General features: G+C 56.0%; 11 protein-coding genes, 1 tRNA gene and 1 pseudogene. 7 read left to right on the plus strand and 6 right to left on the minus strand.

From position 1 onward, the window contains the following. Positions 1-57 precede the first annotated feature (57 nt). The 3 genes from ACMGGU_RS17360 (at position 58) to ACMGGU_RS17370 (ending at position 2,304) form a co-directional block, all read left to right on the plus strand. Entirely contained in the window at positions 58-771 is a 714-nt protein-coding gene (locus tag ACMGGU_RS17360; RefSeq protein ID WP_032653359.1) for a DUF554 domain-containing protein, read from the plus strand. A 95-nt stretch (positions 772-866) separates the two neighbouring features. Next, positions 867-942 (plus strand) — tRNA-Phe (locus ACMGGU_RS17365). A gap of 543 nt (positions 943-1,485) precedes the next feature. Continuing rightward, complete coding sequence (locus ACMGGU_RS17370) at positions 1,486-2,304, plus strand: DUF4225 domain-containing protein (RefSeq protein WP_023326053.1); 819 nt, start codon at positions 1,486-1,488, stop codon at positions 2,302-2,304. Here ACMGGU_RS17370 and ACMGGU_RS17375 read toward each other — a convergent pair. Continuing rightward, positions 2,282-2,608 (minus strand): hypothetical protein, encoded by a 327-nt coding sequence (locus ACMGGU_RS17375; protein ID WP_039265473.1) that lies wholly within the window; start codon positions 2,606-2,608, stop codon positions 2,282-2,284. The two genes, ACMGGU_RS17370 and ACMGGU_RS17375, sit on opposite strands and share 23 nt — an antisense overlap. Before the next feature lie 282 nt (positions 2,609-2,890). Then, positions 2,891-3,418: a LuxR C-terminal-related transcriptional regulator gene (locus ACMGGU_RS17380; protein WP_045909946.1), complete on the minus strand. Its 528-nt coding sequence runs from the start codon at positions 3,416-3,418 to the stop codon at positions 2,891-2,893. A 672-nt stretch (positions 3,419-4,090) separates the two neighbouring features. Between ACMGGU_RS17380 and pgaA the strand changes: the two genes are divergently transcribed. The 4 genes and pseudogenes from pgaA to pgaD all read left to right on the plus strand — a co-directional run bounded on the left by pgaA (position 4,091) and on the right by pgaD (position 10,238). Further along, positions 4,091-6,529 carry a poly-beta-1,6 N-acetyl-D-glucosamine export porin PgaA gene (pgaA, locus tag ACMGGU_RS17385; protein ID WP_420300771.1) on the plus strand — a complete coding sequence of 813 codons (2,439 nt, stop codon included), beginning with the start codon at positions 4,091-4,093 and terminating at the stop codon, positions 6,527-6,529. 8 nt (positions 6,530-6,537) lie between these two features. Next, positions 6,538-8,487, plus strand: a complete 1,950-nt coding sequence (gene pgaB / locus ACMGGU_RS17390; RefSeq protein ID WP_420300772.1) for a poly-beta-1,6-N-acetyl-D-glucosamine N-deacetylase PgaB — start codon at positions 6,538-6,540, stop codon at positions 8,485-8,487. Continuing rightward, positions 8,480-9,807, plus strand: a pseudogene (pgaC, locus tag ACMGGU_RS17395) (poly-beta-1,6-N-acetyl-D-glucosamine synthase). Before pgaB ends, pgaC begins: the two are co-directional and overlap by 8 nt. Next, positions 9,807-10,238: a poly-beta-1,6-N-acetyl-D-glucosamine biosynthesis protein PgaD gene (gene pgaD / locus ACMGGU_RS17400; protein WP_406915542.1), complete on the plus strand. Its 432-nt coding sequence runs from the start codon at positions 9,807-9,809 to the stop codon at positions 10,236-10,238. Before pgaC ends, pgaD begins: the two are co-directional and overlap by 1 nt. Positions 10,239-10,290: 52 nt before the next feature. Here pgaD and gss read toward each other — a convergent pair whose 3' ends face one another. The 4 genes from gss to ACMGGU_RS17420 all read right to left on the minus strand — a co-directional run bounded on the left by gss (position 10,291) and on the right by ACMGGU_RS17420 (position 15,125). Next, positions 10,291-12,153: a bifunctional glutathionylspermidine amidase/synthase gene (gss, locus tag ACMGGU_RS17405; protein WP_111967476.1), complete on the minus strand. Its 1,863-nt coding sequence runs from the start codon at positions 12,151-12,153 to the stop codon at positions 10,291-10,293. 182 nt (positions 12,154-12,335) lie between these two features. Next, complete coding sequence (locus ACMGGU_RS17410; RefSeq protein WP_111967475.1) at positions 12,336-13,313, minus strand: ABC transporter ATP-binding protein; 978 nt, start codon at positions 13,311-13,313, stop codon at positions 12,336-12,338. After that, positions 13,310-14,287, minus strand: coding sequence for an ABC transporter ATP-binding protein (locus ACMGGU_RS17415; protein WP_031275156.1), 978 nt, complete (start codon positions 14,285-14,287; stop codon positions 13,310-13,312). The genes ACMGGU_RS17410 and ACMGGU_RS17415 overlap by 4 nt, the downstream gene beginning before the upstream one ends. Beyond that, the gene (locus ACMGGU_RS17420) at positions 14,280-15,125 is read right to left on the minus strand and encodes an ABC transporter permease (protein WP_048029034.1); all 846 of its coding nucleotides are present in this window, start codon (positions 15,123-15,125) and stop codon (positions 14,280-14,282) included. Before ACMGGU_RS17420 ends, ACMGGU_RS17415 begins: the two co-directional genes overlap by 8 nt. Between the last annotated feature and the right edge of the window lie 2 nt (positions 15,126-15,127).

Raw genomic sequence — 15,127 nt, forward strand, 5'->3', positions numbered from 1 at the left:
GCAGTGCTGACGTGCCATAATAATGCAATATCAATGATTAAATAACAGGAGTTAATTTTGGTTATCGGGCCATTTATCAACGCAGGAGCCGTATTGCTGGGCGGCGTACTCGGCGCAGTGCTAAGCCAGCGGCTGCCGGAGCGTATTCGCACCTCCATGCCCTCAATATTCGGCCTTGCATCGTTAGGGATCGGTATTCTGTTGGTGGTCAAATGCGCCAACCTGCCGGTGATGGTGTTGGCCACCCTGCTCGGCGCGCTGATTGGCGAATTTTGCTATCTGGAAAAAGGCATTAACAGCGCGGTGAGCAAAGCCAAAAACCTGATAGCCCGACCGGGCAAGGCGAAACACGGCACGCACGAGACGTTTATTCAGAACTATGTCGCCATCATTATTCTGTTTTGCGCCAGCGGCACCGGGATTTTCGGTTCGATGCAGGAAGGGATGACGGGCGACCCGAGCATTTTGATTGCAAAAGCGTTTCTTGATTTCTTCACCGCCACCATTTTTGCCACCACGCTCGGCATTGCCGTGGCGGCGATTTGCGTCCCGATGCTGCTTATCCAGCTGGCACTGGCTACCTGCGCCACGTTAATTCTCCCGCTCACTACGCCGGCGATGATGGCAGACTTTACCGCCGTCGGCGGCCTGCTGCTGCTGGCTACCGGGCTGCGCATCTGTGGGATCAAGATGTTTGCCGTGGTGAACATGCTGCCCGCACTGCTGCTCGCCATGCCGCTCTCCGCGCTCTGGACGCACTTTTTCGCTTAAGGATGCGGCGAAATGGTGAGAGATTGCGCAGTCCGTAACGAAAACAACATTTTTCGTTGACGCCACCGGGCAGATCGGGTTTAATGCGCCCCGTTGCCCGGATAGCTCAGTCGGTAGAGCAGGGGATTGAAAATCCCCGTGTCCTTGGTTCGATTCCGAGTCCGGGCACCACTATTTAAAGAACCCGCCCTCGTGGCGGGTTTTTGCTTTCTGAGTCAACAACTTGTTGGTTTATCAGTAGTTACCCCCCTTATCTTTCCTCCGGCCCCGCTTCCCGGTGGTACAAAATGGGCATTATGATAAAGCCTACCAAAGACCGAAACGGCACCTACTATACAGTGGACACATACCGGATTGCTCAGGGCCTCCGAAAACGTCCAGTCGTGCTGCACATCCGGCCTGATTGATGGTGAAATTCCCGACAAAAACGGCTGGCTTTCTGCTGGTGTTGCCCTTTCCCTACTACAGCGGCCACTCAAGCCAGAACGGGCTTCTCATTGATGCCATTGAGCAAAAATCTGGCCTGATACATCCGGTGATGCCCGGTGAAAGCCGTCTAGTAGGCCGAGGTGTGTAGCTGCAAAAAGCGACTTCTGCTTCAGACCCCGTAACCGCATTGCTACTATATTGTGCATGCGTTGGCACGCATGGCAGTCAGAGGGAGCCGTTTATCAGTCTAAACAGACGCCGGTAAAGCAATTGAGAGGAATTACAATGGATGCAGCATTGCTTAACATGATGCAATCAGGTGGAAGAAATAAAGCCTGGGCGGAAACGATGGTGAATATGGAAGCCAGGAAACTGGTAAATACAGCCAACACTCTGTCGGCTTTTCATCTCAGCGATGGTCTGACTCGAATGAAGTTCATTCAGGAAATTCGGGACCTCATAGAACAACAGTTTACGCTAGCTCGTCAGGCTAAATCAGATAAAGAATGCATGGACTGCGTTAAAATACTTCGAGAAGAAAACTATAACCTCCTGGAACAAGCTCGTTTATTACGAACGAAGGCAGCGAAGCTTTACGCGAAAGTCGAGTTCATCCGAGAGAATAACAAAATTGTTGGGTATGTTATCTCGGCAGTTAGCGTTGTCCTGGCCGGTGCTGAAATAGCCGCAGGATTTACACTGATTGGCACGATGACCCCTCTCGGAGTTCTTGCTGGTGCGATTCTGGTTACTGACGGGGCAAACAGCATCAGTAAAGAAGTGGCTCGCTACGCAACGAACAACACTACCAGTGAAGGGCTGGTCGCGAATGCCGCGATGTCTACAGCTGAGTTTATGGGCTTTAGTCGTGAGAATGGTTTAGGTGTCTACAAATCAATCTCACTGGCCGCTAATGCGTATACCATTTTTGGCTTGTTACGGCGACCTGGTACCTGGCGACTGTTTCGTTATCTACCCACAGACTATTACCGAAAGGTGAGCACATTGAGCCGCCCGCAGCTTACAATGAAAATAGCGGGTTACGGCGTGAAAGCTAAGATTATTTTTGATCTGTTGTCCGTCAGCGACCCGTCTCAGAATTAGTCAGCATTTTACGGTAACGCCAGGATTTGTAGCCAAGTTTTGCTGGCGTTATATACCAGATAAAAGGTAGTACAATCAATAACGTGAGCGCAAGTGTCAGACTTGTATCCCTGGATGCAAGTAAAAGAGTTAAAGCCAGTATGATAAAGGCAATAATAGTTATCCACTTCATTGCCTTAAAACGATTGGCCAGATCATGAGTTACGCTATCAAACGAACCACCGTAATTCTCGATATTGTTTTTAAGCTTTTGAAGATCTCGTTTACTAAAACCTGATTTTAAAAGTGCTTCTTCGCTGGTCATTCTACTAACCGTCCCATAACTCACTGAAACATGTGACGAAGTTTAACTGAATTTGACGGATAAATCGCTACCTGACGATATTTGTCAAATTTATATTTATATCAAATAGTTGAAGATATCTTACAGTGGCGGTGACCAGACTCTTCAATCGTGTCCATGACAACGTCCTTATGTCGTTTTGAGCCAGAGTAAATCCAAACCCAAGGCCAGGAAGTTGTCCTCATCCAGCGTTCTCAAACCTCAGAATACCGCCCGCAATTATGCTTTTGTTCTCTCCCCAACCTAGGGATCGTTCCCACCTGTGCCCAGCAGTTTGTTTTTGAAGATAAACAAACACGCCTCGTTGAAGTTCTCCGCCCCCAGCCGTTCTGAGAGCGCCGTCCGTTTGCGATAGAGACTTTTCACCGACGTATTCAGCTCGCCTGCAATCTCCTCCATTGACATCCCTGCCCTCAGCAACCGCAACATGATCGTTTCATGCGTACTCAGCCGTAAATTCAGCAGCCACTTCGTGGTCAGGCGTCGGCCCTTCATATTGAGCACCAGGTTAAACAGCGAGGCCATGTCTGGCGCCGTCAACGACGTGTTCATAAACAGCTTCATACTGAGCAGATTCTCCTCGCGGTGGCGCATATCAAGCATAACGCAGCAGATCGTTTTTCTCGTTCTGGCCGGATGGCGTATCAGGTAATCATATAAACGGAGCGGACAACGACTATCAATCAATACAGAATATTCATCTGCACCGTTATCAAATATGTTTCTGTCAATCGAATCGAGCAGGATAATATCCGGAAAAAATATCCGCATGCCCCTGACAAGGTAGCGATCCTGAGTCACTAACACTATTGAAGTTGCCACTAACCATCCCTTTTAGATTAAAGCAAGAACGATCCTGCGAAAAGAAGACCGCCTTCGTTTTATAGCGCTGTTATATTAACGATAAATGTATTCTGGCTTTAGACATCCCTCAATACACACATTGATGAGTAAGACTTCCTGTAGACTATCATTCAATGGCTGCCATTAATTATAAATAAAAAACAATCGCAGAAAAGTCACTTCTCTAAACATTAAGAATTTTTGTCATGAAACTTCCCAAACATGCACCAGAAAGTACTTTAATTGAGGCAGATATGCGTCATTAAAAATATATACAAAACTGTCACAATAAAAATAAAACCATTATATTTCAATGCATTACAATTAAGCATTCAATTCAAAATAAACACAAAAAGCTGCTCATTACAGAATTATCTCAAAACTACGCAGCCGCTTTTCAGCATATTTATCCGGCAACATATCAGGTGTACATTACCTCCCATCCAGTCTACTGAGATGAGGTTCCATAATTACCTTTAAGTAAGTACCCCGTAACATCACTGCATTCAGATTTAATGTTCTCATTTATGGCCTTTTACGCTGAGCTTAAAGGCGGCCGTGTTATGCAATGGATTCATGAAAAACAAATGGCAAATAGATATGGAAAGATCACTTAGCTTCAGTACATTATTCTTTTATCGCACCCTAACATTATTGTTTCTGTTATTACTCTTTCCTGTTCTGGTTCAGGCTACGGAATCCGTTTATGAGCAACAGATTCAACAGGCGCGTAACGGTAATTACACGTCGTTTCTCGATTATCTTCAGCGTTATCAGCAGCAGCATGCCCTGACGCCTGAACACGTTGCGGACTGGTTACAGGTGGCGGCCTGGGCAGGCCATGATGACGAGGTTATTCAGGTCTGGCAGCGCTACAGCATTTATATGCCGCTGCCCGCCCGCGGCATTGCGGCTGTCGCACAGGCCAGGCGAAATCAAAAAGCGTGGCAGCCCGCTCTGGCGCTCTGGAAAGAAGCGCGCAGCCTTGAGTCGGATAACGACGATTATCGTATCGGCTATATCAAAACCCTGGCCGATGCCCGTAAAGATACGCTTGCCCTGCAGGAAGCCCGACAGCTGGTGGCGGAGGATCCATCGCAGGCGCATCTCCAGACACTGGCGTACGTCTGGCAACGCCAGGGAAAAAGCTGGGATCGGCTTTTAGCCGACACGCGCGCGCTGGATATCGCGCCAGAAAATCACGCGCTTCTTCGCGAGCTGATCGACGCGCTAACGGATAACCGGGTCAATACTCCCGCGCTCCTGCTTTCACAAAAGGTGGCGCTGTCTCCCGCGGAGCGTCGTCGTCTTGAGCTGAATGCCGCCGCCGAAAGCGTGCGCCTTGCAGATGTGCCAGGCAGAACAGAAAAAGAGCGCCTGCAGCTTGCGCAATCTGCGCTGAATCGTTACGACGCGCTGCTTTCTCGCTGGCGAAGCGAGCCACAGGCGGCGGAAGACATCGTCCTTGCGCGTATCGACCGGCTCGGCGCGCTCTACGCTCATGCCGAATACCCACAGGTCATCAGCGAATATCAGGATCTGACGGCAGCCCGGCATCCGTTGCCGGGCTGGGCAATCGGCTGGGTGATCTCCGCATATCTGCAGGAGAAAAACGCTGCCGCCGCCTTCGCGCTTCTGCAACGCTATCCGCAATACGCATCTAACCCGCAGGACGAAGAGCACGCGCTTTTCTACGCCTGGCTGGATACGGGAGAGTATCCGTCTGCCCGCAGGTATGCAGAGCGCCAGACCCGCAACGTTCCCTGGACCCGTTACGATTTCGGCTCCCCTACCCCTCAGCCGAACGATCGATGGCTTGCCGGCCAGTCGCTCCGTTTTAACTATTTGCTGGCGACGAATGCCCTGCCAGAAGCCGAAAAGCTGGCGCGACGTCTGGCAACAACCGCGCCGGGCAATCAGGGATTGCAGATTGACTACGCCACGCTGCTTCAGGCGCGGGGTCTGCCGCGCGCGGCGGAGCAAACGCTGAAAATGGCGGAGGCGCTGGAGCCCTCGAATCTGGAGCTTGAGCAGCAGCAGGCTTACGTCGCCATGGATCTGCAGGAGTGGCGGCAGATGGATTTACTGGCCGACGACGTCGTTGCCCGCGCGCCGCGCGATCGCAGCGCCAGGCGTCTGGACAGGCTCCGCACCGTCCACCATATGTCCGAGCTGCGCCTCAACGCGAGCAAGGGTTTGCACTCCGATAACCCCGTCAGCGGGACGCACGACCTCAACTGGGACGCCACGCTCTATGGCCCGCCCGTAGCGGATAACTGGCGGCTGTTTGCCGGCACCCGCTATGCCGAGGGTAATTTCGATGAAGGCAAAGGCACCAGCCGTCACCTGTTGGGCGGTATCGAATGGCGGCCACGCGATCTCCAGCTCGAAGCCGAGCTCTCCAGCAACCGCTATCACGGGGCGAACAAGCCGGGCGCTCGCCTCTCAACAACGTACTTTGTCACCGATAACTGGCAGGTCAGCGGCAGCCTTGAGCGCCTGTCGCGCACCACGCCCCTGCGGGCGTTACGCAACGGGATCAGCGCCAACCGGGGAGAAGGTGGCGTGCGCTGGTATCAAAACGAGCGTCGTGAGTACCAGTTCAACGCCGCCCTCAGCCGCTTCTCGGACCATAACCGCCGACAGGAATACACCCTCACGGGTAAGGAGCGTCTCTGGCAGACACCGTCCCTGACGCTGGATCTCGAACCGGGGATCGCTGCCAGCAAAAACAGCCTGCGGGACACCCTCTATTACAACCCGGCGCGGGATCTCTCCGTGACGGCCGCCCTGGCCGTTGACCATGAGATGCTCCGCCATTACGACACCCTCTGGAGCCAGCAGTTCGTGGCGGGAGGCGGCCGCTACTGGCAGAAAAATCAGTCCGCTGGTGCCATCGCTCTGCTGGGTTACGGACAACGCGTTCAGTGGAACAACGTCATGGATACCGGCGTGATGCTGAACTGGGACAAGCGCCCTTACGACGGCAAACGCGAGAGCAACCTCTCCGTCACGTTTGATGCGACTTTACGCTTTTAAGGATGATGATGATGAACACACGTTTTTCCGCGAGCCTGATACTCCTCGGCTGGCTCTGCCTCAGCGCGAGCGTCTGCGCGCAGGCATTTTCGTTTATTGCGCCCAAAGATCGGCCGCAGCTGGAGGCGAGCAAACCCTGGCCGCAGAACCAGTTTCTGGTGCTGGCCTACCACGACGTCGAAGACGATGCCGCCGATCAGCGCTACCTCTCCGTGCGCACCAGTGCGCTAAACGAGCAGATAAGCTGGCTGCTGCATAACGGGTATCACGTCATCAGCGTGCAGGACATTCTCGATGCCCATGACGGAAAAAAAACGCTGCCGCACAAAGCCGTTCTGCTCAGCTTTGACGATGGCTACAGCAGCTTTTACACCCGCGTCTGGCCACTGCTTCAGGCGTGGAACGTTCCTGCGCTGTGGGCGCCGGTGGGCAGCTGGGTGGATACGCCGGAAAATCAAAAAGTTAACTTCGGCGGCCTGATGACGCCCCGCGATCGTTTCGCGACGTGGGACATGGTGCGCGAGCTCAGCCGGTCTCCGCTGATTGAGATCGGATCGCACACCTGGGCCTCGCATTACGGCATTCCGGCTAACCCGCAGGGCAGCCGCGAACCGGCCATCGCCAACCGCTTTTATGATAAAGCGACGGGCCGCTATGAAACCGATCGGCAGTTCAACCAGCGGATCGGCGATGACGTTCGCAAAGTGACAGACAAAATTACGCAGGTAACGGGCAAGGCGCCGCGCGCCTGGGTCTGGCCCTATGGTGCGGCCAACGGCACGTCGCTTGCCATCGCCAGACAGCAGGGTTATCAGCTGGCCTTTACCCTTGAGGACGGGCTGGGGAACGTGCAGGAGCTGGGCAATATCCCCCGTCTGCTGATCGCCGGCAATCCCTCGCTCAAGGCATTTGCCAGTACGGTCAGCCAGGTTCAGGAGCGCGAACCCGTGCGCGTCATGCACGTCGATCTCGACTACGTTTACGATCCCGATCCGGCCCAACAGACGCAAAACATCAACAGGCTGATCCAGCGGGTCTACGACATGAAAATCAGCCATGTTTTCCTGCAGGCGTTTGCCGACCCGCAGGGCGACGGCAGGATCAAGGCGCTCTATTTTCCCAACCGCCAGCTGCCGGTCCGGGCCGATCTGTTTAATTTTGTCTCCTGGCAGTTGCAAACTCGCGCGGGCGTGAAAGTCTTCGCGTGGATGCCGGTGCTCTCGTTCGATCTCGATCCTGCCCTGCCGCGCGTGCAGCGTCGGGATCGTCAGACCGGCCGGTTAAGCGATGCCACCGATCCCTATATCCGGCTTTCTCCGAGGAACCCGCAGGTGCGCAAGCAGGTGACGGACATCTATGAAGATCTGGCCCGCTACGCCAGCTTCAACGGGATCTTGTTCCATGACGATGCGGTGCTGACCGACGTGGACGATGGCGGGCAGGACGCCGCTCAGAACACCACGCGTCAGAAAAGCCAGCTGCTGATTGGGTTTACCCACGCCCTGAGCCTGGCGGTGAAGCACATCCGCGGCCCGCAGATAAAAACCGCCCGCAATATGTTCGCCTTACCCATTCTGCAGCCCGAAAGCGAAGCGTGGTTCGCGCAGAATCTTGACGATTTTCTGGCGGAGTATGACTGGACGGTGCCGATGGCCATGCCGCTGATGGAGTCCGTCCCGGCAGACGAAAGTGATGCCTGGCTGGCGCGTCTGGTGAAAGCGGTCGCCACGCGTCCCGGCGCGCTCGATAAAACCATTTTTGAACTGCAGGCCAGGGACTGGGAGCGGAAACCGCAGCGCGCCGTTTCCGACAGCCAGCTGGCACAGTGGATGCGCGTGCTCCAGCTGAACGGCGTCAAAAACTACGGTTACTACCCCGATGATTTCATCAACAACCAACCTGATATCTCACGCATCAGGCCTGTATTTTCTTCGTACTGGTACCCTGACAATGACTGATCGCATTATCGCCTTTTCCATTTTATGTCTGGTATTCGGGTTGCCGTTAGGCGTGGCCGCCCTCTTTACCGGCGAGCTGATTCTGGACTTTGTGTTCTTCTGGCCGCTGTTCATGTCCGTGCTCTGGATAACCGGCGGGCTCTATTTCTGGTTTCAGCTTGAACGCCACTGGTCGTGGGATAAAGAGACGCCCGCCCCGACGCTCGCCGGTGAGCCGCTCATCTCCATTCTGATCCCTTGCTTCAACGAGGAACGAAATGCCCGGGAGACGATTAGCGCCGCGCTGGATCAGCGGTATGAAAACATCGAGGTTATCGCCATCAACGACGGCTCGTCTGACAACACCGCGCAGGTGCTGCAGGCGCTGGCGCAGGAGCAGCCGCGCCTGCGGGTGATTAATCTCGCGGAAAACCAGGGGAAAGCGCTGGCGCTCAAAGCCGGGGCAGCGGCGGCCCGGGCGATCTGCTGGTCTGCATTGACGGTGATGCCCTTCTCGATCGCGATACGGCAGCGTATCTGGTGGCGCCGCTGATTCAGTATCCCCACGTCGGGGCGGTCACCGGGAATCCGCGTATTCGCACGCGCTCCACGCTGATCGGCCGCATTCAGGTGGGCGAGTTCTCTTCGATTATCGGGCTCATCAAGCGGACGCAGCGGATCTATGGCCGGGTCTTTACCGTCTCGGGCGTCATCGCCGCCTTTCGCCGACAGGCGCTGGCGGACGTCGGGTACTGGAGCCCGGACATGATCACCGAAGACATCGACATCAGCTGGAAGCTGCAGTTGCGCCACTGGGATATTTTTTTCGAGCCGCGGGCGCTGTGCTGGATCCTGATGCCGGAGACGCTCAAGGGCCTGTGGAAACAGCGTCTGCGCTGGGCCCAGGGCGGCGCGGAGGTGTTTCTGGTCAACCTTCGCAGGATTGTGCGCTGGGAGCATCACCGCATGTGGCCCCTGTTTCTTGAGTATGCCCTGTCAACGCTGTGGGCCTTCGCCTACGCGATGACGGTGCTGTTATTTATTCTCAGCCATATCGCTCCTGTTCCTGCCAGGCTGACCGTGGAGAGCCTTTTTCCACCAGAGTTTACCGGGCTACTGCTGGGCGTGATGTGCCTCCTGCAGTTCCTCGTCAGTTTGTACATCGAGCGGCGCTATGAACGGAAGGTGGCCAGCTCGCTTTTCTGGGTGATCTGGTTCCCGATGGTGTACTGGATGATCGGCCTGTTCACCACCCTTGTCGCATTTCCAAAAGTCATGCTTAAACGCCAGCGTGCCCGCGCGCGCTGGATCAGTCCGGACCGGGGAAAAGGACGCATTTAATGAACGAAAATACCTTAATTCTGACCGAACATCGGCTGCTGCCACGTCTTTTCGATACCGCGTTAACGCTGGTGGCGTGGGGAGGCTTTCTGTTTTTCCTGTATGCCCGGCTCTGGATGCAGCTCACCGAGGAGAGCGACTACCGCTGGGGCGTCATTATTGCGTCTTTTAATACGGTGTTGCTCTACCTGCTGTTTGCTGCGCTCAACGGCTGGCTGCTGATTTTGTGGTATCAGTACAATCGCCGTCGGGCCCACGTGAGGCGGCGTCAGCCGGGCTATTTTCACCAGGAGGAGCTGGCCCGCAGCTTTAATGTTTCACCGCAGATCATCTCCGAGATGAGCCAGTACAACCTGCTGACGGTCTATCATGACCAGATTGGCCGCATCATCGATCTGAAGATCAACGGGCAGGAAGAGGAAGAACAGTAGCAAAAAGCCCCCGCAGGATGCCCTGCGGGGGCTTTTTTATTGCGGGTAAGAGCTACTTATCTTTAACCACGATCAGCGGCTCAATATCGCTCTCTTTCTTCACCACCAGCGAGTCATCGCCGCGCAGACAGGTCCCGCCGTAGTTCCCGCCCACGGTAAAGGTACAGACCTGAATGTACTTACCGTCGACGTTTGGCAGGCACCACAGCTGCTGGTAGATGTTTTTACGGTCGACAAACTTGCCGCTGGATTTATCCAGCAGTTCGTCCTGGGCGCTAATCAGGTCGATATTGCTGCCGCAGCGTCCGGCAATCGGCTTGACGGCGTATCCGGTCTGCTTCAGCAGATCGTTGACCTCAAAATCGGTGTCGAGCAGGTAACGGTGATTCGGGAACAGTTGCCACAGCACCGGAAGAATCGCTTTGTTGCCGGGAATGACGGTCCACAGCGGTTCAAAGACCAGCACCTCCGGGCGCAGCAGGACGTCAATCAGGCGCACCTCGCCTTCAGGATGTCCGGTGCGGATCGGCACGGCGGCGTATTCGGTTTCGCTGACCTCACGGATCTGCTCAATCGCCGTTTCCCACGCCCAGGTTTTCCACACGCAGTTGACGTGGCGACCTTCGTCGTCAATCAGCTGTCCGGCGGCATCCCAGCTCAGCGCCCCCAGCCCGTGGAGGATTTTGGTCTCGAACCCGGCCTGCATCAGCGAACGCTGAATAAAGAGCGCGTGATAGTCCTCTTCGACATCGTTGTCCTGCATGATGTGGACGAATGGCCGGGCGTGGCTGTGCTTCCAGGCGCCGGTCAGTTCTTCCAGCAGGCCTTCTGCCGGGTTATGCCCGTTGCCGCGATAGCCATTTTTCACCCACTCCTCAAGGATAAGCCCGCCCTCGGTATGGCAGGAGGCGGAGTCGGCGTTGTACTCGTAGACCTTGATGCCGCGCTCATCCATGCAGAAATCCATACGACCGGTGATCATATGGTGACGACGCCACTGCCAGGAGAGGCGCAGGCGCGGCCAGAGGATTTTCGGGATGTCGAAAAGCGCCAGCAGGCTGTCGTCTCTCAGCACCTTGTCCGTGGCGTGCAGATACATCAGGTGCAGCTCGTTGGTGGCTTTGATCAGCTCCTGTTCCGCGCTTTCGGTAATGGTGAAGTACTGACAGGGATCTTTGTTGATCACGTGACCGTTGGCGCGAACATACGCCTGCTGCAGCGCGTCATTTTCGTTGAGCCACTTGCCGTCGAACTGACGTTTGTTTTTCAGCCGCGCGCCGCTGATTTTCAGCAGTTCGCCGTCGATTTCCGGCTGGGGAATGCTGTGTTCCGTATCCTCGGTCTGGATCATCCAGCCGAGAATTTCCGTGTCGTTGAAGGTGTCGTGGATTGTATAACACCCGTTTTCCACGCTCAGGCGCAATTCGCGCGTCCACTGCTGCCCGAGCGGCAGCGGGGAGTGAATGACGTTCTGCTCGGCGATACGCACCTTATCGTCCAGAAGCTGGGTGATCACCGCCACGTGGCCGGTCTCATGAAACTCGCCGCCCTTTTGCCAGATCAGCAGCGCTCCGGCGCACGGCGCACGTTTTGAGCCGTTGGCAAAAGCCTGAAGGGGCAGAATGTTATCGTTAACCACCTGACGCAAAAAGCGCAGGGAGAAGATTTCCCACGCCATGCCGACGTCGGTAAACACGAAACCATAGTTGAGGAACAGGAAACGGCGGGCAAACTCAACGCACTGCCACTTGTGGCCCATGTATTCATTGCCAATGTAGCTGCGAAAATCCGCGTCTTCCGGATAGTTTCGCGGGTCCAGACTGCTGTAATTTGAAGAGTAAATCGCCACGCCACCGGGCGCATAGCCTAACAATGTCCCGAAGGGCGCATCACTGCTTAACATTCCTTTACGCATGTATCCAACCTAAAACAGGCAGGCGGCAATTTTTATAGGTTGTCGTCGTCTGCACGTTGTAATTAACCTGACAGAGGAGCGTTTATCATACACCTGCGTGGTAAATAATTCGCCTTACCCGGCCGACAAAACATAAACCCTGTAGGTCGGGTAAGCGAAGCGCCACCCGACACGTTTAAGGCTCACATCTTAAACAACCAGCATGCCGCAAAATGTCCTGGCGCGATCTCCTGCATCGCTGGCTCCTGTGTCTGGCAAACCGGCATGCTATGCGGGCAGCGGCTGCAGAACTTACAGCCCGGCAGCGCGGACGTAGGGCCGGGCATTTCGCCGCGCAGGGTTGCGTCTTCGAGGTTGCGAATGCGCGGGTCGGGCTGGGGAACCGCCGCCAGCAGCGCGCGGGTATAAGGGTGCGCCGGACGCTGATACAGTTCATTCGCCGGGGCCACCTCCACCAGCTTACCGAGATACATCACCCCAATGCGGCTGGAGATATGACGCACCATCGAGAGATCGTGGGCAATGAACAGATAGGTCAGCCCCAGCTCCTGCTGCAGATCCTGCAGAATATTCACCACCTGCGCCTGCACCGAGACGTCCAGCGCCGAGAGCGGCTCATCGCACAGCACAAATTCAGGACGCACGGACAACGCGCGGGCAATACTGATGCGCTGGCGCTGCCCGCCGCTGAACTCATGCGGGAACCGCTCAAGGTGCTCCTGCTTCAGCCCGACTTTGTAGAGCAGCGTTTCCGTCCGTTCGCGCTGTTCTTCACGGCTGTAGCCGTGGATCTGCATCGGCTCGGCCACCAGTTGCCGCACCGTCATGCCGGGGTTAAGCGAGGAGTAAGGGTCCTGAAAAATCGCCTGCATCCGCTTACGCAGCGGCTTGAGCTCTTTTTCACGGGCATGGGCAATCGCCTGTCCGGCAAAGTGGATTTCGCCCGCAGTGATATCGAAGAGGCGCAGGATGGCGCGCCCGAGGGTAGATTTTCCACAGCCGGACTCTCCCACCAGGCCAAACGTCTCGCCGGGTTGAATATCAAAGCTCACGCCATCAACCGCCTTCACGGCCGTGCCTTTACGCAGCAAACCGCCGTTAAGCGGATAGTGTTTGCGCAGATCGCGCACGCTCACTAATGGCACCTGTTGTTCACTCATGCCTGAATCTCCTTATCGGCCCATAGCCAGCAGGCGGCGCGATGGCCCTCTCCCATGGCGTAAAAAGCGGGCTGCCGTTCACACTGGGGCATGCGTTTCGGGCAGCGTTCGGCGAAGGGACAGCCCGGCGGCGGGTTAAGCAGACCAGGCGGCGCGCCCTCAATGGGCGATAAACGTTGGTTGACCTCATCCGGGCGCGGCAGCGAGGCCAGCAGCCCCTGGGTGTAAGGATGCGCAGGGCGATAAAAAATGTCTTCCACGCTCCCCTCTTCCATTACCAGCCCGCCGTACATCACCACCACGCGGCTGCAGACCTGCGCCACCACGCCGAGATCGTGGGTGATCAGCAGAATCGCGGTTTGGGTCTGCTGTTGCAGGCTTTTCAGCAGACGCAGGATCTGCGCCTGAATGGTGACGTCCAGCGCCGTGGTCGGCTCATCGGCAATAAGCAGCTTAGGGTTGCAGGAGAGCGCAATGGCGATCATCACCCGCTGGCGCATCCCGCCGCTAAACTCGTGGGGATACTGGTCGTATCGGCGTTCCGCCTCAGCAATCCCCACCTGTTCCAGCATGGCGATCGCCGCCGCTTTGGCCGCTTTTTTGGTCAGTCCTTTATTGCGCATCAGGATCTCCGCCATCTGTTTGCCGATGGTCAGCACCGGGTTCAGGGCGGTCATCGGATCCTGAAAAATCATCGCGATCTCGTTGCCGCGAATGGCGCGCATCTGCGCAGGGGTTTTCTGCGCCAGATCGTCATTCTGGAAGCGGATGCTGCCGCCGGTTATCCGTCCATTGTTCCCCAGAAGCTGAATGATCGACTTACAGGTGACGCTTTTCCCGCAGCCCGACTCGCCGACGATGCCGACAAGTTCTCCCGGCTGCACCTGAAAGCTCACGCCGCGCACCGCGTGAACCTCGCCCTCGCGGGTGCGGAAGGTGGTTTGCAGGTTCTCAAGCGCTAACAGGTTACTCATCGCGATTCGCTCCTGGCTCAAAGGCGGTGCGGAACACATCGCCCAGCACATTAAAGCTGAACACCGTCAGCAGGATCAGAATACCGGGGAACATCGCCAGCCACGACGCTTCGCCAATATACGACTGGGCGTTGTTGAGCATGCTTCCCCACGACGCCGCCGGTGCCTGCACGCCGAGCCCAAGGAAGCTGAGCGTCGACTCCATCAGAATGGCCGAGGCGATATTGAGCGTGGCGGCCACGATAATGGTCGGCAGCACGCCGGGAATAATGTGGCGCACGATGATGCGCAGCGGGTTTTCCCCCGACGCGCGGGCATAAAGCACATACTCGCGCTCTTTCACCGATAAGGTTTCTGCGCGCACCAGCCGCGACATGTTCATCCACGTCAGCAGGCTGATGATCAGAATGATGTTATCCACGCCCGGCTTGAGGTACGCATTCACCACCAGCAGCAGGAAGAATGCCGGAATGGCCATCAGGATATCCACGGCGCGCATCATCAGGTTATCCAGCCAGCCGCCAAAATAGCCGCTCACCGTTCCCACCACCGTGCCGATAAGCGTGGAAAAGAGCATGGCGAGAAAACCGACCATCAGGGAGATCTGGCCGCCATACAGCGCGCGGGTGAAGTAGTCGCGTCCATACTCGTCGGTGCCGAACCAGTGTGCGGCATCCGGCGGTAGCGTGCGTGCGCCGAGCGCCATCCGATCCGGATCGTACGGACTTAACCCCGCACAGAGCGCGGCGACAACGAAAATAAAAAGCACAAACAGGGAGAACTGCGCCGGACGATTGCGGCGCAGCTGGTGACGAACCTGCAGCCAGCGTCTGCTCATCC

The organism is Enterobacter sp. BNK-8 (genome assembly GCF_048685095.1).
GTDB classification, from domain to species: Bacteria; Pseudomonadota; Gammaproteobacteria; order Enterobacterales; family Enterobacteriaceae; genus Enterobacter; species Enterobacter quasiroggenkampii.

What these genes read in the sequence shown, in the direction of transcription:
- ACMGGU_RS17370 (WP_023326053.1), top strand. Translation starts at nt 1,486, where the DNA reads ATGGATGCAGCATTGCTTAACATGATGCAATCAGGTGGAAGAAATAAA.
- ACMGGU_RS17375 (WP_039265473.1), bottom strand. Translation starts at nt 2,608, where the DNA reads ATGACCAGCGAAGAAGCACTTTTAAAATCAGGTTTTAGTAAACGAGAT.
- ACMGGU_RS17380 (WP_045909946.1), bottom strand. Translation starts at nt 3,418, where the DNA reads ATGCGGATATTTTTTCCGGATATTATCCTGCTCGATTCGATTGACAGA.
- pgaA (WP_420300771.1), top strand. Translation starts at nt 4,091, where the DNA reads ATGGAAAGATCACTTAGCTTCAGTACATTATTCTTTTATCGCACCCTA.
- pgaB (WP_420300772.1), top strand. Translation starts at nt 6,538, where the DNA reads ATGATGAACACACGTTTTTCCGCGAGCCTGATACTCCTCGGCTGGCTC.
- pgaD (WP_406915542.1), top strand. Translation starts at nt 9,807, where the DNA reads ATGAACGAAAATACCTTAATTCTGACCGAACATCGGCTGCTGCCACGT.
- gss (WP_111967476.1), bottom strand. Translation starts at nt 12,153, where the DNA reads ATGCGTAAAGGAATGTTAAGCAGTGATGCGCCCTTCGGGACATTGTTA.
- ACMGGU_RS17410 (WP_111967475.1), bottom strand. Translation starts at nt 13,313, where the DNA reads ATGAGTGAACAACAGGTGCCATTAGTGAGCGTGCGCGATCTGCGCAAA.
- ACMGGU_RS17415 (WP_031275156.1), bottom strand. Translation starts at nt 14,287, where the DNA reads ATGAGTAACCTGTTAGCGCTTGAGAACCTGCAAACCACCTTCCGCACC.
- ACMGGU_RS17420 (WP_048029034.1), bottom strand. Translation starts at nt 15,125, where the DNA reads ATGAGCAGACGCTGGCTGCAGGTTCGTCACCAGCTGCGCCGCAATCGT.